The following is an 18,916-nucleotide window of genomic DNA, read 5'->3' on the forward strand; positions in this document are numbered from 1 at the left end:
AAGTGCTTAAACATTACTCCCATCCAAACTACCGTAAAAAAAGTGATGGCTAAATATAACTAAAAATCATCTGCCACACACCTACGAATCATATCCTGCCGAAATTAATACCGTTTAGCAGCTACAACCAAGCCATCCCTGAACCGCATAAGTTCAGGGATGGCAGCCAGCTTAAGTATCATTTCTTCAAGGAAATGATACCAGGATCACCCAAGTTGTTTAATGGCTGCTCCCAAGGCATCCAAGCCAATGGATTGACAAACTCCGTCTTTATTCTGAGGCTTCATTTTCTCCAGGTCCCAGGTCAGCACATCATCTGCAGTTCCCCAAAGTTTTCGGAAGTGCTGAATGTATTTTTTATCATTTTCGCTATTTGTAAATTCCGGTTGAAATTGATTGTTCTCTGCTTGTCTGGTATTCCAAATAGCATTTGCGGTGGCTTTGAAGTTCTCACTCAAAGAAGCGCCCAGCAATGGACTAATCTCCTCATCGCCTAGGTAGCGCATCAAAATTCCACGACCAGCCAGGTAGTCATTGCCATGCACCGGCCCAAAACTCGACAAGCATGGTGCTTCCCGAATAAGCTGATCATCCGGAAAGATCAAGCCTTGCTTCACTCCTTGCCCGATGAGCTTAATCAGCTTTCGAAGCTTGCGCTCAAAAGTCCCCGGATCAAACGCCGGGTCGATTCCAGCCGTTTTCACCCAAGCTTCCAGTTCTTGCCGAATGGCCAATAAATCAGCCAAAGCAGCAATCAACATGCCTTGATCTCCGGTCCACACCCAACCTTCAGCCCAAGGTGGGTGAATCTTTTCCTGATAGTCGGACCCTTCAAAAAATGCCATTGGCCGTTCCTGAACCAATGCTGCAGATTCTGACAGTTTTTTCAGATATTGATACTCTTCCAGCTTGAACCAGCCATCGAACCATTGCCACTGCCGATAAGCCATCTCCAAGTATTTATCCCGATCTGAAACGGATGAATCAGCTAAGGATACCCGATAAATCCGTGAAGACAACAAAAACAAAAGCACATTAGTCACGGTGTTTTTCACCCCTTTGCTGTCGCCATTGGCATCACCATTCCGGCATCCGTGAGGTACAGGCTTAGCTTCCGAGCTAGTATCATAAGCAGTCTTCTTTTTATACTCCCAACACAAACTGGTTGAAAGTTTCCAATATTCATCAGCCAAAGCCGTCTCCCCTGTCCGGAGCAAATGGCTACGGGCATTCAAGGCCATTAATCCCCACCAACCAAAATCATCCGCCCACAATGAGCCCGGGTCAAAACGCTTAAAAAAAAGAAGATTTTCTTCCAACATTTGATTGATATCCAATTGCATTTGTTTCACCTCCGGATCATCCGGCCATTGTTGATACAAGGCGCTGCTGAAAACCAGGCAAGCATCGAAGGTATTTCCCCGTTTCCAGAAATCATTGAAATCCCAAACCACCTTGAAACGCGCAAACGCCTGAATCGAACGTTTTTTCAATTCCTCAGGCCATGAATCGCTCATCGGGTTATTACAAGCCCAGAATGTTCCCGTTCCGGCAAGGGCAGAGCAGGTTCCTGCAATTTTTAAAAATCTTCGTCGTTCCATCTTCTTCAATTTTGGTTGACACCCCAGTATTCTTTACTTATTTAGCTTTTGAAACAGTGTTAAAACGCACCACCTCTACATCATTATCCTGCACTTTCCCGGGGGTGCTGCGGCCACGAACAATCAGCTCTTCCAACAACGCTTTCATCTCCTCTGCCTTTTCAGGATACTCCAATACCAAATTGGTTGTTTCACCGGGGTCGGTCGTAAGATTATAAAGCTGGATTTCCTGATCGCTCTCACCTTTGGTCCAACCACCCGAGCCTGAATCCAGAATCAGTTTCCATTCTCCCTGACGTACTGAAGGCACTCCACGGATAGAGCTATTTACTGCATTATCTCTTACAGGCCGATCATTTCCTTTCAATAAAGATACCAAGCTGAAACTATCTTCGCCTGCATTATCCGGCAGTTTCACACCAATAACATCCGCCAGCGTAGCCATAATGTCGACCTGTTGAACGAGCTGATCACTAGTACTTCCGGCTTCCACCACGCCCGGCCATTTCACAATAAAAGGTACACGATGCCCTCCTTCCCATACATCCGACTTATAGCCACGCCACGGACCACTGGGGAAATGGCCTTTAGTTTCCAATTCGTTTGCTCCAATATAATGGGCACAGCCATTGTCGCTTGTAAAAATGATCAGGGTATTGTTACTTTCGCCGCTTTTCTCAATTGCATCCAACACTCGCCCAATATGAGCATCCGTTTCCATTACAAAATCAGCATAGCGGTTCAGCTTGCTTTTACCATCCCAGGCTTCATTTACAGCCAAAGGCGTATGTGGAGAAGTCAAGGGTAGATAAAGCAAAAATGGCTCGTCTTTTTGAGCGGATTCGGTAATATACTTCGCCGCACGAGAACATAATTCAGGTAAAATATTTTCCAGTTTCCAATCGCTAACGGCGGGCCCAGCCATGCTTGCCATATTGTTTCCCAGTAGTTTTTTAGGAAGAAACTCACTCGGGATTCCAATGGTACGATCATCCTCAATAAAGCAGTAAGGAGGCCAGTTAGGAACATCTGTTCCAAAATAGTGATCAAACCCAACGGTTGTAGGGCCACCATCAATCGGGTTAGCGTATACACTCTGCCAAGCTTCTTTTTGTTCGTCTGTGGCTACAAAGGATTCATCATCCTCTCCTTCGACTGTTTTATTCACTTTCCAAAGCGGACGCATCGCTTCATCAATTGGCCAGTCCCAGCCAAGATGCCATTTTCCAATGCATGCCGTTTGGTATCCCTGCTGCTTGACTAAACCGGCCACCGTAAGTCGATCAGGTGTAATCAGAGGATCATCGAAAAGCCCGACAATTCCTTTCTGGAGCCGTGAGCGCCAATGATAACGACCAGTGAGTAATGAGTAACGTGAGGGTGAGCAAACAGCCGAAGACGAATGCGCATCTGTAAAACTCATTCCCTGTGCTGCCAGCCGATCAAGATTCGGTGTTGGGATTTTTCCACGTTCCGTATTGTAATGTTGAACATCACCATATCCGAGATCATCAGCCAGGATGATAACAATATTGGGGTTCTGAACAGCATCTGGTGCCTTTTCAGTGTTACATGCAACAGCTAAAGCACCGATTGCCAAAGTATAAATATTTCGTTTTCTCATTTTTTAAAGATTTTTGTAGCTATTCGTATTTACTTCACGATACCTCCGGTACCGACCAAACTAATGGATTTTTATCCTAAAAAAGGTCAATCAACGAACTTTCTGTTTCATTCATCTGACCTGTAAACGCAGTCTTTCATTGCACATAACGAACATTGGTAATCCTGAAACTCAACATCCTGACCAATCCCAATTACTCCACTAACCGATTTCACCGGATTCATCAAGGCGGACTCTGTCAACGAAACACCACATGGGTTCTCGTCGAACAGTGAAAATAATTTATGCTGATCACTTACATTCCAATGACAATATCCCGGGCTATATCGGTTCGTTATTTTCGCTCCCAGGGGTAACATTTGTTGTTCAATATGGTGCTGAACTTCGTCAGCAACCGCTTCAGCAATGGCGCTTCCCATAATATCATAAACGTAACCAAACACCGGATCCTCGCCTTTTAGCAATGAGGAAGCTTTTTCACTGATTGTTTTTCCTGCCGTGCAAACAAAGAAAGCCATTTTATCAGCCTTCCGAAGTTTTTGAGCTATTGTTCTTCCAACCTTAAACTCTGCACCGTCTGCGAAAAACGAACGTTTATTGTCTGCAAACTGAAGCTCTTCGCAAATGCGAAAAGCACCACAAATGTCAGTTAGCCCTCGGCAATCTTCCTTTACTTTTTCCAAATAGTCGATAAAAAGCTCTGGAATTGGCTCTTCGGAATACCCTAAGCCTTTCCGAAGTCGATCCATGTCAATGGCAAGTTCCTCAAACTGATAAGTAAATTCAACTTTCATATTCCAACATATTCATCAAACACAACTTGCAGATTTTTCGTTCTGTCAAAATTACCGATCATCACCAGTTCCGCCGGGCCTGCAAAATGACGATGTTCTTCAATTCTTAATTCATCAAAAACGCCCTGCACAAATACCATTTTTCCACCCTCAATTTTTACAAAGCCCTTTATTCGAATACAATCGTTTTTCATTTCCTGTAAAAACTGTTTGAGTCGAACCAAGCTAATTTCCCGACTACTGCGGATAACGCCCGAAGCAATATCCGGACGTCCTAAACCCTTAATCTCGGCAGGGTAAAAGCTTAAGGCTTTTTTTAATCCGTTTAGGCTTACCTTGCCGTATTCCCCCTGTAATAGGCGAGCAAAAGGGTTTATTTCTTGTACCTGAGCAATCACCTCATCTAATTTAATATCAGCCAAATCAACCTTATTAATAATGATCGTATCGGCCGTTCGTAACTGATGGTTCATTCGGAGTTTCAAGGCCGGTATTCTGTTATAGTTACAAGCATCAACTAAACACCAAACATGCTCCAGAAAAACCGTTCCTTTCAACTTTTGCGCCTGAAAAATTTGTCCTACACCAATAGGGTCAGAGAGTCCTGATGCCTCCATGATGATAAGATCCGGCTTTTTCTCCTTTATAAAATCAGCCAGCGAATCGATAAATGCCCCTAGCAGGCAAACACAAAACACCGAACCATTATTAATCTCCAACAGATCGTAAGACGCTGTTTCCCTGAGCTCTGCCCCATCCACATTAACTTCAGAAAATTCATTCTGAATCACTGCAATTTTCCCTTCACCTTCAAAGCTTTTAAGAAAATGCTTGAGAAAGGACGTTTTTCCACTTCCTAGGAAACCAGTTACCAAGTGCAATGGAATACTCATTCGGTCAATTCGTTCTTAATGGCCTCCTCAATTTCTACTTTAGCCGGAATTTGGCTGATAAACTTTACTTTGCCATTGATACAGGTCGTCGGTACATTTTGAACTCCTAAGGCTAACATCATCCTGATACCATCTACGTCTTTTATTTTGTGTTCGTTCACCATCACCCTATCGCCAAAACTCTGCGAAGCCTTTTTTACGGCCTCCACCATGTACTGGCAAGGAGCACAGGAGGCAGAATCCAAGGTAATGATATCAATCACCACTTTGCCTGTTTCAAAATGACCTTTCAAATCAGCCGGCTCTAAAGTCGACTGATGATCCATCTCTTTAGCCACCTGACGGGCATAGTCATCATAAACAATTTCGGCTACCGCCTGTAAGTTTGCAACCGGAGTGTCCATCGGCAGGTCACATCCCGGAGCCAGCACAAATCCGTTATTTCCCCCTTGTTCAAGACAGGCTACCGTTTCTTTTTTTGCATCCATTTCATTACCCAGCAAAAGGACACTGGTTAGTTTCATATTGCCTCCAAAGCTGATGCCTTTCGCAAGTGCCACATTCTTGACATAGTCCAAAGGAATATTTTCATCGATCGACACATTATCTGGCTTGCAATCACACATCACCTCGATGTTCTGCTGAGCATGGCCACACACGAAAAAAGAACTGTACTTATTTTGAGAGCGAACAAATTCAAAAATCTTCGTTGCAAACGGGCTTACAAATGTTTCAAATGATAACGGATCGATTTGGCTTGTCATCGGATCAACAACTGCAATTACATCGCAACCGGCATTCATTAACATTTCAGCGTGTTTAATTCCAACCTGGCTGCAAAACTCCATCAGCTCATTTACGTATTCCGGATCCTCAAACAGTTTCATGAATATGTCGGTCCCCAACAAGTGCAAAGCCAAGGTAAAAGGGCCTGTTATCAAGCCATATAGTGCCAGATCCGGAAATTTTTTACGCAAAGTCATAGCAGCATCCAAAACAACAGGAATACGTCCGTCGGTTTCTTGGGGCAGCTGAAGTGAACTAAGCTCCACCCCTTCGCTTAACGGATGAGAAACCACAGCTGGAGGGTTATCTTTACTCCACACTAACTTGCAGCCCAATACTTCTGCCTCAATTTGCAGGTCGAAAGCAACAGGAATACCATCAGGATGATACAATTCCACGGCCTTACTGATACCAGCAACAAGCTTTTCAGCATCCTTCAAATAGCTTTCTGCATCAACCCCAACTAATTTGCCTCCGTGAACTCCCACAAAAGGAACCCAAGGCGCTCTCTCAAGTTCCTCTAAATGAAATGCCTTCTCAAGCAACTTAAATCCTTCCATGATAACTATGCTATTTTAGTGTTCAAGAAATCGACGACTCCCTGAGGATCAGCCGAGTAATTATCAGCTCCTATTTTCAAGCAGAAATCATCATTAACAGGAGCTCCTCCAATGGTTACCAGTGTTTCCGGAAAGACAGCCTTAATATCCTTTGTTATCTGCTCCATGTTTACCATCGTTGTCGTTAACAAAGCTGATAGGCCAACTGCAGCACCCGGATTTTCCTTTATCGCAGCAATGTATTTCTCAGCCAGACAATCAGTCCCCAGGTCAATGACTTTGTACCCACTTCCTTCAACCATCATGGCCACCAAGTTTTTGCCAATATCGTGCAAGTCGCCTTGAACAGTTCCAATAATAAACGTTCCTTTTTGCTTGGCTGCCCCTGATGTGAAGAATGGTTTTAAATGAACCATCGACATGCCCATGGCCTTTGCCGACATCAATACCTGAGGTACAAAAATTTTATTCTCCCGAAACTTAATTCCAACTTTCTCCATTCCTGGCATCAAGCCTCCCGTTAATATCTCTTGTGCGCCAACGCCTTCATCAAGCAATTGGCTGGTAATTTCATCCGCTCCATCCTCGCCTTTCATTTGCGGTGGATAAAGCGCGGCCTTGTTCGTCTTTCCAAACTCAACACAAGCCGATAGTTTCTTCAATAGTTCATCTTTCATTAGGTATTCAATTTAGATGTTAAATTTTAGATGATCTGGATTTTCAAAAAGACGATATCGCCTGTAAACGATTAGTCTAAATGAAAAACCTCTTCCATATTGGCCCACCATTCACCCTCCGAGCGATTTTTTACCGGTTGCTGCATCGGTTCCATGATGGCCCACCATTCTTGTGTTTTTGCATCTGCAGCCATTTTCTTCATGTCCGCTTCAAAATCATCGCCCGTATATTCGAAGTAGGCAAACAGCTGATTATCCTTGTGGAAAATAGAATAGTTTGAAATATTACACTCTTTGATTTTTTCAAGCACTTCGGGCCATACCTCTGCATGGTATTCACAATATTTTTTGAAGTGCTCGGGCTTTATTCCTATTACTTGTCCAAAACGTTTCATCTCTAAATATTTATAAATTTATCAATCACCGACTGTCCGAAATTTTCATTGTGCAAGTCCTACTTATCCTGCTGTCAATGCTAAAATTATTCTCCGTGCTATCGGTTGTTAAACTCTTGAATAGCATCAAACATAGCAACAATGTTCTGCGGTGGAACATCGGGTAAAATATTGTGCACCGTATTAAATACGAAGCCCCCTCCGTTGGAGAAGGTTTCCAATCGCTCAAGAACCTGCTCCCTGACTTTCTCCGGTGTTCCAACATTCAACACGCCAGCCGTTTCAATTCCACCACCCCAAAACGTACAGTCTTGACCAAATTCTTTTTTCAGAAATTCAGGCTCCATTTGCCAGGCATTGGTTTGTATGGGGTTAAAAATCTCGATTCCCGCCTCAATCAGATCAGGCATTAACGATGAGATGGAACCACATGAATGAATGAAGGTGTGCATCTGACTGTGTTCTTTCACATAATCGCACAATATTTTATGACGTGGTTTAAAAAGCAACCGATAAGTATCAGCATCCATAAACGGACCGGAAGTCATTCCCAAATCATCGCCAAAACGGATAATATCCACTAGATCTCCTACGGCATTGCATACTTTCTCTAAGGTTGCTAAATGACGCTTCAATAATTCATCCAATAACCTTTCAACATTTGCCGGGTCGCACAGCAAATCCATCAGGAAGTTATCCATACGCCGAAGAAAAGTTCCCCATTCAAACAGGTTGCAGCCGCAAACCACCAACAAAGCTTTATCCGTTGTTTCACGTAAACGCAAGGTTCGCTCTCGCAGTTGTTCCCAAAAACGATCTTCACCTGCATGATCCCAGGGGCTATGAGCATCACGCGCCCACATGATCCGTCCCATTTCAGCATCCAAGTTCTCATAGCTATCCGGATAACCGTCGACATACGGAAAATAAGTTTGATCAAAAAAGGTAGCTCCCACAGGCATTCTTGACAGCATTGTTTTACCGTCATCGTCAAACGTTACGTACGAGCCATCTTCCCTTTTTACGGGCTTAAACCATTTGGGGTAAAAAGCAGGCGCTCCATTAGCCAAAATCGTTGGTTCCCAATCCGTCGGTTTTTCATTAAATGTTCGGCCAATATCCAGAACATCAACACCAAACCGATCAAGAATCGTCCTATCCGGTTGCGCCAGCTGTTGCACTACGTCGTATATCTGTACGGGCAGTTCAGCATTTCCGATATGGTTTACCAGATTACTGTACGCAATCGCAGAAATACCAGAACTGGGAGTAGCCCCCAAGTCCACCGGGACCCTGTCAGGAGTTTGGTGGTTGATTGCTGCCAACACTCTTTCCCGTGACGTCATTGATTTTTTATTGCTCATCATATCATTTACTTTATTATTCTGAACCACTAATTCCGATCATAAATGAGGCTGCTATAAGGATTAGCAGCGAACAGGCCATCAATACATATACTTTTACTGAAGCTCCCTTCCATTCTTTTCGGATAAGCCCCCAAACGGTAGCAAAGGCAATTGTAAGCGCCATTAAAATTCCCCACGAGGTGAAGGTAAATGGGCCCATCTTGCTCTTTCCCATACTGAAAAATATGAATTGACTGAACCATAAAAATCCTGCGAGTAGGCCAAAAGCATAGTTTAGCGTTAATACTCGTTTGTTTTTAGGCCTTACATAGTTTTGGAGCGATTTATTCTTCACGCCAAGAAAAACACACCAAATAAGGGTCGTAATCAATGTGCCAACAAGAAAAACAACGTAAACGGGCATCATCGAAAAAAGTGGATCAACCCCAGATTCTTCAGCAATGGTAGCGATTGGCATACCTTCTTCAAACCCAAGAGCCATTGCCGAACCGGCAAAGCCAACCAGCAAAGCTGACAAGATTCCTTTTACAAGGTTAAACTCTCCAATTGTTTCCTGCTTCTTTTCGGCAGACACCGTTCTGTCTTTTAATATTCCGGCCCAGGCCGAAAAAATAATCCCCACTACAGCAACCACCACACCAGCGATAAGCAAAGTGCCTCCCGAAGATTGAAGCATTAACTGTAAGCGGCCATCTAAAAGAGGAGGAATTAAGGTTCCAATAGCCAGCATTAATCCGAGCGAAAGCGCATAACCCAATGAAAGCCCCAGATAGCGCAAAGCCAATCCAAAAGACAAGTTTCCAACTCCGTAAATAGCACCTAATAGAAAGACTGAAAGTAAAACTCCGGATCCGGTTTTAGAAAATACCGAAAACATTCCCGGTGCAAAAATGCAGCAGGCAATCCAAGGGAAGATAATATACCCTCCGAAGCTGAAGATCATCCAATAAGTTTCCCAGTTCCAGCTTTTTATTTTGCTAAAAGGAACGGCAAAGCTTCCAGATGAAAAAGCGCCGATAGCAATCAGCAAAATTCCAAATACCACGCTAGTATTCATCAAGTTTGGTTTTAATTAGTTAGTTGACTAAATTTTTTCTTGGCTCCATGGCTTGAACTCCTTCATTCTATTGCTAGTTTCCTTTCGAAACGGATGATTAAAAGCTTCGAGAGGAACACTTTCGCAAGAAGTCAGCTCCATGGAACTAAGGTTTTTGACTTTAGTTCATAAAATTAAGAACGCAAACAATGATATTACTGCATTAACCCGTCGCTTTATTGCACAAATACGACTTTCACAATCCCACGTAAATTCTGTAATTTTGAAACTCGAGGCTATAACTATTTTATTTTAACAAGAAATGCATATAGAAAAGATTGGGCGATCGATAAATTTTCAACTAAGAAATATTGCATTATTGAAGTTTAGTGCAGATTCGCGCTATAACAATATTGTGAGTCCGTTTACTCGGTTGTATCTTATTACCAAGGGGACTGGGCAGCTGGTTTTGGATAGTAAAAAATATGAACTAACAGCAGGGCACATGTACCTGGTTCCGAGCTTTGCCCCTTGCTCCTATTTCTTTCATAAAGACCTTGCTCATTACTACATTCATTTTAGCATGGAAATGCCTTCCGGACTTACGCCTTACAATTTGTATTCGATATCGAAACAAGTTGAAGCAACTGCTTTAGATGAAGTGTTATTTCAACGATGCGTTGAGTTGAATCCGGGGTCTGAGTTACCGCATCACGACCCAAATGTTTACCAAAGTAAACCGTGGGTAAACAAGCAAATGCGTTTTAATTCGATGGGACACTACCTGGAAACAACCGGAATCATCAGGCAGCTTTTTTCCCGCTTTATCTGCGACGAACTAAATACCGACATCAGTCAATTGACAAACCACAACATGCAGGTTATTCTTAAGTACATACAGGGAAATATAGCCAATGAGATCCCCGTAATTAAATTGGCTGAAATAGCTTGCTTGTCAAAAGATCACTTTACCCGTTTATTCAAATCGATTACGGGATTACCCCCCAGTGAATTTATCATTCTTAAACGGATTGAGAAGGCTAAGTTATTATTATTGACAACCGACTACCCTCTTGATGAAATCATCACGCAAACGGGATTCAAAACATCGGCCTATTTTTGCCGCATATTTAAGCAATGGACCTCATACACGCCCATGGCCTTTCGAAAAAACAGGGAATAAAAGTGTCGTTTTCAATCTCATGCCTTCCCTCAAATATGATTAAGGGCAAAGGCATGAGAAATTAGAACCAATGATTTATGCTAAAAATCAGTAATCAGATTTTTTGCTTGCTGATTACGCATCATGTTGATGGTGCAGTTCTTTTTGGATTGTAGTCCTTGAAGTAACTGCATCAATTGCTCGAAAGTCTTCACTTCCTGTTTGTTCACCCCAACAATCACATCGCTGGTATTAAACCCTCTTAGGCCTAACTCAGAATTGGCGGGAACATCCAGCAACAAGATACCACTCATGGATGAAAGTCCATTAGCCGACTGCTCGCCAAGAGTCTCAACATTTTTCACTTTAGCTCCTAACCAAGTGTAAACCTTGCCGGTAACGGTATTCCCTGATACGATTTCCTGTGGAATATTCGGCGTTTTAGCAATTTTTCTCAGCTTTTCAGAAACAACCCCAAATTGGTCCATATCGAAGTTTTTAAATCCAATCTTCAAGGCCGGAGAATCCTCTTTCACAGTAAAGTTTCCTTCTTTCGGGTTAATAAACATCGGATCGCCAACCATGGAGTTTTGATCACATCCATTAACTTGGAACTTCTCCCGATCTTCCTGGTTGGTTGCAAACAGGTTGTAATCCAATTCCTGTCCCCATTTGCCATCAGCGGCAATTGCCCGCTGCATAACTGCTGGTCGGTATGCGCCAAAAACAATGTTGTGCTTAAACACATCGCCACTTTCAGGATACCAAACATGAGGATGCAAACTGTTATTTATAATGATGTTATTGGTAGCTGTGCGATGATAGCCTTCGCGCATTTTCAAGCCGCCATTCAACAACAGATTATTGTAAATCGTGTACCACGATGAGCCATCATCCAAGTCAATATCCCAGCCATGATCACAACGCCAGCGACTGTTTCGGATCGTATTTGGAGCAAGCATATCGAGCTTGAAAAGATTCGGATCCTTTTTCATTTCTGCATCAGTTTCACGGATATCCGGTGTCCAAAAACGGTCGCGCCCCCATGAGTTAAAGCTACCATGATCTCCGGTTTCCAACACCGTATTGAACACATCACAGTATTCAATAACATGCCCACCAAAGGTTCCTTCACTGATGTTTATTCCGGCACGCGGAACATCATAAATAGAGCAATGGCGAACGGTAATTTTATGCGCCATCGAAATCTGCACAGGTGATGTTTGCTTTTCATCGCGTCCGGTCATGGTTATCAGGCAATCTTCCACCAGACAATCTTCTGGATAGTTATCACCTTTTGGTCCAGGCGTACGATCAATCTTTTCAAAATCCTGCTTTCCATAGCGGAACAACGGACTGCGCACCATAGCCGGATCTCCAACAAATGCAATTCCGTTAGCACCTCCATGATGAATGTAGCACGACTTAAACGAAAGCCGACGGTTGTAGTTATTCACGAAAATGCTGTTCCCACCCAATTGATCAAACTCACAATCCGCCACAGAACAGTCCTCAGCACAATCATAGACAATGGCTCCTCCACGATAAACAGTCCAATCGCTTCGTAGCAACTGCTCTTTATTCTCCATAAAACTACGGGCAGCATGCTTAAATACCACCCCCTGCAGATTAATAAAACGTACAGGACTTTCTTTAGTCCCACGAAATTCAATCAAGTGCTTTAGTCGAACAATTTCAACCTTTGCTGAAGCAAGATTTATTTCTTCTAAAGGATAGTAATAAAGCGTTCCTTCTGCTTGATTGAAAAACCACTCTCCCGGAACGTCCAGCTCTTCAAATACATTTTCAACCATCCGGTAGCGTGGATGCATTGGCGAGGGACGGTTGTTTTGCCAGCCACCTTCCAGGTCAAGCGAACCATCTTCATTCTTTCCGTTGACCAACCAATGCATGTCGCCCCACAAAGCACTATGCATCGCATGGACATAAGCTCCCTCTGGATTGCTCCAAGAGCCAATACGTTCCGGTTTTAAAGGATCGTTTTCAGGATCAGGTTCTTTGGTGTGAATCAATTCCCAGGTATCAAACACATTCTTCCCCTCAATGGCATTGGGAAAACGAGCCATCCGCTGACGCTGTCCATTGATGTAAAGCTGGTCAATATTGACCTCGCAATCAACTGATGCTCGATATATTCCATTCTGATAGGGTTCCCAGTTCAGACTTAGCTCTTTCCCTCCGCTTATAACGGCCCCTCCTTCATGAGCCGCACGAATGTTTATGGGAAATTCCTCTGTCCCGGAATCCTTGAAATTAAATACCAAGGTTTCATTCAAGTAGTAAGTCCCATCTTCCAAAATGATGTTGACTTCTTGTTTCCCGGCATAGCTTGCCGCAAGGTCTTTAGCTTTTTGTAAGGTCTTTATTGGCTGTTCTGCTGAGCCATTCTGCTTATCGTCACCGTTGGGCGAAACGTAAATGTCTAGTGTTTTTGGTTGGCAAGCCATCAGCCCAATCAAAAAAAGAAAAGAAAGAAAATAGATGTTTAGTCGCATAAGTTAGTAGTTTAAAGAGGTAGTACAAGATAGAAAGAAGTGTAGAACTTCAACAAAAAGAAAGTTCCGAAGAAGTTTCCCTGGTATTGCAACCAGCAGAGACTTCTTCGGAACAAAAGGCTTAATCGTTATTTCACGATTTCTGAAAATTCATTAATGAACGTTTAACTGTCCTTTTGAATCAGCGTCTTTCAGGTTGCGAACTCCCGTTGTGCCACCTCCATTCAAGGTAATATCAATTGGTTTGTTCGTTTTCCAAGCGCCACGTGTAAAGTCAGGAATATCAATTGGTTTTGAACCATTGGCAATTGACCATTCACTCAATGGAGTAATACAGCTCCAAGCCGCAGCATCGTATACATCCATATCCATCGGCAGACCGTTACGCAAGCAGTCGATCAAACGCCAGTCCATCATAAAGTCCATTCCTCCGTGGCCACCCACTTGTTTGGCCATTTCGCCTACTCTACGCACGATTTCTGGTTGGTATTTTTCCTGAAGTTCTTTCATTTTAGCTTCATCAGCTACATTGTGACCGAATGCAATGTGTTGTAAAGGCCATTTTTGAGCAAAACACTTGGTTCCGCTTAGCATGTGAATACGCGAGTAAGGACGAGGAGAGCTAATGTCGTGCTGAATCATGATAGTGCGTCCTTTTACGGTACGAATCATCTGCATATCCATATTCCCACGCATCTCTTTGCCTAAAAATTGTTTTAAATCAGGACGCTCTGGAGCCAATTCTTTAATCCGTCTTTCCAAAGTGAAATCATCCGACATCATGGCGGTTAAGTAGTCCAAACGGTCACCACGGTTGATGTCCATTGCCTGACAAATCGGTCCTAAACCGTGTGTTGGATATACGTTGGCTTTACGGGTGTTTTCGTGCAAACGCCACAATTTATCGTAAGCACCATCACCACCTGGCTTATCATCTTTTGGCTTATTGAAATGCCAGTAATCCAGATCGTGAATGTAGGCTCCTTCACCATGAATCAAGTCACCAAAAGCCCCTTGACGAACCATGTTCAAAGTCAACAGTTCGAAAAAGTCGTAGCAACAGTTCTCCAAAATAACACAGTGCTTACGTGTACTTTCCGAAGTTTCCACCATCTCCCAGCATTCATCCATCGTTTTAGCTGTAGACACTTCAATGGCCGTATGAGCTCCACCATTCATGGCTGCCAATCCAACAGGTACGTGCCATTCCCAAGGAGTCGCCGTGTACACTAAGTCCACCAAACCACTTTCACACAAGTCTTTGAAAGCCGTATCACTACCGGTAAATTCCTTTGCTTTAGGCAAACCTGCTTTTACTAATTTCGCTTGAGCGCCATCCAAAGCAGCTTGACGGGTATCGCAGATAGCTGTAATCTCAACGCCTTCGATATAAGTCATGCGCTCCACAGCGCCGATACCACGGTCTCCAATACCAACAAAGCCAACGCGAACTTTATCCAATTTTGGAGCTGCATACCCACACATATTGAATTTCATGTCAGGCACGCGCTCTGCTGATTTCCGAATGTATTTTACTTCTTCTTTCGCTGCAGGAGACGTTGCCGACATCAGCGACGTAGCTGCTACTGCCCCTGAACCCAAGGCAATATTCTTTAAAAATTCTCTTCTGTTATTGCTCATTATCTCTATATTAATGGTTGATTATTTGCGATTGCTGTTTTGGCTTCTTCTGCCAGTTTTAAAATTTGTTTCACCACATCCGGATGTTCCGGAGCCACATTGGTGCTTTCTCCCATGTCTGTATTCAGATCATACAGTTGCGGTGCATCAAAGTTACCTGTCCAATGTTTTCCTCCCAAAATTAATTTCCAGTTTTTATACCGGACGCTCATTAATTGGCCTGTTGCCGTGAAACCATAAACTGCCTCATGTGGAGATTTAGCTCCTTCTTTTCCAAACATTAAGTCCCGGATATCTTTACCATCGATGACACGATCGGTCGGGATTTCGGCCCCTCCAATATGTGCAAACGTCGTGAACAAGTCCATTCCGGTAATCGGCTCATCCGACTCAGTTGCTGCCGGAATATGCCCCGGCCATTTCATGATACACGAAACTTTAATCCCTCCTTCAAATCGCTCTTGATACTTTCCTTCGCGAAGCACATGCTCCCGATCAGGATCAGTGAATCCGAATCGGCCATAGCAGTTTTCAAGCTCCTCATCTTTATGGACCAACGGGCCATTATCCGAAGTAAAAACAATAATGGTATTATCCTCTATTTTCAAGCGTTTCAAAGTATTCAGAATGATCCCCACAGAGGTATCCAGGTATTCAACCGCATCGCCATAAGCAGCCGCCTTGCTCCTGCCTTCAAATCCTTTGGGTACAAACCAAGGCGTGTGCGTTTCAATATTTGCATACTGCAGATAAAACGGTTGGTCTTCCTTCACCGAGCGGTAGATAAACTTACAGGCTTCGCGCGTAAAAAGTGCTGGTAGCTCAGCTAAATCATTATTATCGCATCGTTTGATTACCTGCGCCTGTTCAATTAATGGAATCGCCGGATCGCTGATGCCATTGGGACGCCAACCGGAATTACCGATACGTTCAGGCCCGTGGTCATTCGGGTAAGGAATTCCAAGGAATTCATCAAAGCCATGCACACAAGGCAGGTATTGAGGCAAATGCCCCAAGTGCCACTTTCCATACAGGCCAGTCCGGTAGCCTTGCTCTTTCAACAGCTCTGTAATCGAAACTTCCAACTCATCTTCCAAACCATGTTTTGAATGAGGGAAAAGCACATACAAACCGGTGTTGTTATTAACACGCGGCGCATAACGTCCTGTTAGGAGTGCAGCACGCGAAGGCGTACAAGTTCCATGCGGTGCATAAAAACTGGTAAATTTAATGCCACTTTCAGCCAACGCATCCAGGTTAGGCGTGTGGATGTCTTTTGAGCCGAAGCAGCTCAGATCATCATAGCCCACATCGTCGGCTACAATATGAATGATATTCGGCTTAGGCGGCGTTTGTGCCGCGGCCGAAAAACCCATAGCGGTAAGCGTAAAAACGCTTAGTGTCGCTTTCGTAAATTGTCGTGTAGTAGTCATGTAGTTTTATCGTGTTAGGTTGACAAAATGTTCTTTTTCAGCTTTCAGGCCCTCCTTCTCATTTAGTGCCTCTTCAATCCTCCTGAAGCAGCTCAATGTACCGGGCCAACTTCCTGCGGTATTCCAACAAATCTTGCGGATTTTTAGAATACGTCTTCTCGTCGAAAATGATTCCGGCAGGAAGTTCCAGGAGTTGCTCGGCCTCTTTAGCCAGCTTCTTCTTCTTTTTTCCGGAGGCCTGTTCAATTGCCTTTTTCAACAAAACCAGGTAATCGTAATCTTCCAGGCCATCCCGCAGGATTTCCAGGCGCAAAGACGGAACCGGTCCTTCAATCCAGGCTTTACTTTTTACATTTGGTTCTTTGTTTGGCGGATAAAAAAAGCGGCCGTCACCATTTCCCCAAATCGTTTGTTTTCCTTGTGGCCAGCCGTAACCAGTCACAAAAGACATCGGTTCCTCCCATGGATTCTGCAAATAACCTTTAGGCGAAGCCGACAGGGAGTTCCAAAAGTTGGTTGACCAAATCAGGATTCCTTTAAATTGAAATTTCCACGAAGCCCAAACCCACATTCTGAGGTTGACAGCGTCATGGTCAATAAATTCCGAAATCCAGGGCGACTTGGGCCAGCAACACAAGTAAGTCCAATATTCTAACCCACGTTCATTCAGCTTCCGAGCCTTTTCATGATCCAGTTTATGCCAGATTGTACAGCTAATATCGGTTACATCCGACAGGTCCTGTCCGGCCACATGTTCCGTCAGAAAAGTCGTTAGTTTGGGCGCATATTTTTTGATCATTTCGTTGCCTTCCCTCACAAAAGGGTAATCTTTGACATCGGGCTCATCAAACCAATAAATGTATTCTTTGCCCAACCAACCTTTTTCTTCAAGATGCTGCTCTATTTGAACCAGGTAACGCTGCATAAGCTTTTCATATTCCACAGTTCCCTGTTCAAAGCCTTCAAAAACACCCGGCGTCCGGTCGTAATAAGTACCCCGCCCCATGCCTTTTAGTGCCAAACGAAAACCATTAAACCCAAATTCATCCAGGTAGCGTTCTCCTGCCTGATCAAAATCCGTAAAGTCCAGGTCGATGTTTATTTTTTCCAAATCAACTTCAAAATTTCCGGCCAACAAATGATTCTTCTCATTGCCGTCATTCAATTTTACATCATCAAACCAGCATGTGCCAATGTATTCGCCCGTATAGGAATGAAAAACCGGGTACAGAAAAACCTTCAAAAACCGGGTTTCATCAGCAAGCTTGCTCAAGTTGAACGAATAAGCTTTCCAGGTATCCTCACCGGTAAATTCTTCCATCCGGTTTTCGTAAACCAATAGTTCCTTTTCGGCATTGTAGCACGCCACCTTGACGCAAAACTGCTGCTCTTTTTCCTGTGTTTTTGCCCACCAGGATAATTCATATTTTGCATGGTTAACTTCAATAAAGTCCGATTCAGCAACCGGATCTTCGCTGCGACTTTCATCTTCAACTTTTAGCGCATACTTACCGGCATGCTTTTCCTTACTGTCGAAAAAGCCACCTTGCCAGAAAATTCCTGATACGGTTTCTTTAATTGGCGAAAATTCGAAGGGGTTGTACGGAGCCACTTTATAATTCTTAAACTCCTGCATGTAAAGATCAAATACTTTTTTCGAATCCTCCGGGTCAGTCAACTGATGATATTCGTTAACCGTATTCATATTTAAACCAAAGCCCGAACGCATGCTTGTTATTTTGGGCAGTGCAAAATCCCATACATTCAATTGAATAGGAATACTTAGGTTCCACCCTTCAGCACTTAGATGCAAATTTCCATGGTAAGTTCCTGCCGGGGTTCCTTCCGGCGTTTTGACGGTCACCCAAAATGGCTGATTTTCGGCTCCAAAAAGAGTTACCGGTCCATCAACCAAAGGTAAGGGATCGGGCCACCACCCTTTGAAACTGTAATCATCCGTTGGCTTAGTCACCTTCACATAGTCCACCTTTCGAATACTAGCCTGCTCTGCCTCGACCCGACTTCCATCTTCATTTGTTAAGGAAGAAACGGTCAAGCGAAAGTTCTCTAGCCGTTGATTAGGCTTAATAACCACTAAAAATGATTCATATTCATTTTGAGCAGACCAAATTTTAATGGTGTCACCATCTTGCTCTGGAACAGGTGTATCCCGCATTACCTTATAAGCTCCTTCGGCCCACCAAACGGCACACTGCTCGTTGTTTTCAATTAAATAGCCATAGCCACCCGCATCTCGATGATAAGGGTCAACAATGGTATTTTCCTGTGCCAGTCCTGAAGATGAGTAAGCTACCAAACTTAGCACAAAGCATAAAACATTTAGGTTTTTGAAGATTAGCATGGTGTTTATTCTTTTCTGAAATTGAATTGCTGGGCAGACAAATAGTGCCGGCCAACATCAAAAAACAGT

At 43.6% G+C, this 18,916-nt stretch carries 14 protein-coding genes; 1 reads left to right on the top strand and 13 read right to left on the bottom strand.

From position 1 onward, the window contains the following. Positions 1 to 206: 206 nt before the first annotated feature. From ACRD6K_RS15070 to ACRD6K_RS15110, 9 genes are all read right to left on the bottom strand, one after another. A complete protein-coding gene (locus ACRD6K_RS15070; RefSeq protein WP_430973921.1) occupies positions 207 to 1,601 on the bottom strand; it encodes a hypothetical protein in 1,395 nt (464 codons plus the stop codon). A gap of 37 nt (positions 1,602 to 1,638) precedes the next feature. Then, positions 1,639 to 3,225 (bottom strand): sulfatase family protein, encoded by a 1,587-nt coding sequence (locus tag ACRD6K_RS15075; RefSeq protein ID WP_430973922.1) that lies wholly within the window; start codon positions 3,223 to 3,225, stop codon positions 1,639 to 1,641. A 107-nt stretch (positions 3,226 to 3,332) separates the two neighbouring features. Then, entirely contained in the window at positions 3,333 to 4,019 is a 687-nt protein-coding gene (locus ACRD6K_RS15080) for a vitamin B12 dependent-methionine synthase activation domain-containing protein (RefSeq protein ID WP_430973923.1), read from the bottom strand. Beyond that, positions 4,016 to 4,912 carry a CobW family GTP-binding protein gene (locus ACRD6K_RS15085; RefSeq protein ID WP_430973924.1) on the bottom strand — a complete coding sequence of 299 codons (897 nt, stop codon included), beginning with the start codon at positions 4,910 to 4,912 and terminating at the stop codon, positions 4,016 to 4,018. Before ACRD6K_RS15085 ends, ACRD6K_RS15080 begins: the two co-directional genes overlap by 4 nt. Next, positions 4,909 to 6,258: a uroporphyrinogen decarboxylase family protein gene (locus ACRD6K_RS15090; protein WP_430973925.1), complete on the bottom strand. Its 1,350-nt coding sequence runs from the start codon at positions 6,256 to 6,258 to the stop codon at positions 4,909 to 4,911. Before ACRD6K_RS15090 ends, ACRD6K_RS15085 begins: the two co-directional genes overlap by 4 nt. Positions 6,259 to 6,263: 5 nt before the next feature. Continuing rightward, positions 6,264 to 6,935: a cobalamin B12-binding domain-containing protein gene (locus ACRD6K_RS15095; protein WP_430973926.1), complete on the bottom strand. Its 672-nt coding sequence runs from the start codon at positions 6,933 to 6,935 to the stop codon at positions 6,264 to 6,266. A 71-nt stretch (positions 6,936 to 7,006) separates the two neighbouring features. Next, the gene (locus ACRD6K_RS15100; RefSeq protein ID WP_430973927.1) at positions 7,007 to 7,330 is read right to left on the bottom strand and encodes an L-rhamnose mutarotase; all 324 of its coding nucleotides are present in this window, start codon (positions 7,328 to 7,330) and stop codon (positions 7,007 to 7,009) included. 98 nt (positions 7,331 to 7,428) lie between these two features. Then, on the bottom strand, positions 7,429 to 8,697 hold the full coding sequence (locus tag ACRD6K_RS15105; RefSeq protein WP_430973928.1) for a uroporphyrinogen decarboxylase family protein: 1,269 nt from the start codon (positions 8,695 to 8,697) through the stop codon (positions 7,429 to 7,431). 13 nt (positions 8,698 to 8,710) lie between these two features. Beyond that, complete coding sequence (locus ACRD6K_RS15110) at positions 8,711 to 9,754, bottom strand: L-rhamnose/proton symporter RhaT (RefSeq protein ID WP_430973929.1); 1,044 nt, start codon at positions 9,752 to 9,754, stop codon at positions 8,711 to 8,713. A 358-nt stretch (positions 9,755 to 10,112) separates the two neighbouring features. Here ACRD6K_RS15110 and ACRD6K_RS15115 point away from each other — a divergent pair, with 358 nt between their 5' ends. Further along, entirely contained in the window at positions 10,113 to 10,916 is an 804-nt protein-coding gene (locus ACRD6K_RS15115) for a helix-turn-helix domain-containing protein (protein WP_430973930.1), read from the top strand. An 80-nt stretch (positions 10,917 to 10,996) separates the two neighbouring features. Here the strand turns inward: ACRD6K_RS15115 and ACRD6K_RS15120 are convergent, their stop codons facing one another. The 4 genes from ACRD6K_RS15120 to ACRD6K_RS15135 all read right to left on the bottom strand — a co-directional run bounded on the left by ACRD6K_RS15120 (position 10,997) and on the right by ACRD6K_RS15135 (position 18,847). Beyond that, positions 10,997 to 13,411 (bottom strand): hypothetical protein, encoded by a 2,415-nt coding sequence (locus tag ACRD6K_RS15120; protein ID WP_430973931.1) that lies wholly within the window; start codon positions 13,409 to 13,411, stop codon positions 10,997 to 10,999. A 153-nt stretch (positions 13,412 to 13,564) separates the two neighbouring features. Next, positions 13,565 to 15,052, bottom strand: coding sequence for a Gfo/Idh/MocA family protein (locus ACRD6K_RS15125; protein WP_430973932.1), 1,488 nt, complete (start codon positions 15,050 to 15,052; stop codon positions 13,565 to 13,567). 5 nt (positions 15,053 to 15,057) lie between these two features. Then, on the bottom strand, positions 15,058 to 16,485 hold the full coding sequence (locus ACRD6K_RS15130) for a sulfatase family protein (protein WP_430973933.1): 1,428 nt from the start codon (positions 16,483 to 16,485) through the stop codon (positions 15,058 to 15,060). 73 nt (positions 16,486 to 16,558) lie between these two features. Continuing rightward, complete coding sequence (locus ACRD6K_RS15135) at positions 16,559 to 18,847, bottom strand: DUF4091 domain-containing protein (protein WP_430973934.1); 2,289 nt, start codon at positions 18,845 to 18,847, stop codon at positions 16,559 to 16,561. Between the last annotated feature and the right edge of the window lie 69 nt (positions 18,848 to 18,916).

It is taken from the genome of Sunxiuqinia rutila, from assembly GCF_050589705.1.
Classification (GTDB): domain Bacteria; phylum Bacteroidota; class Bacteroidia; order Bacteroidales; family Prolixibacteraceae; genus Sunxiuqinia; species Sunxiuqinia rutila.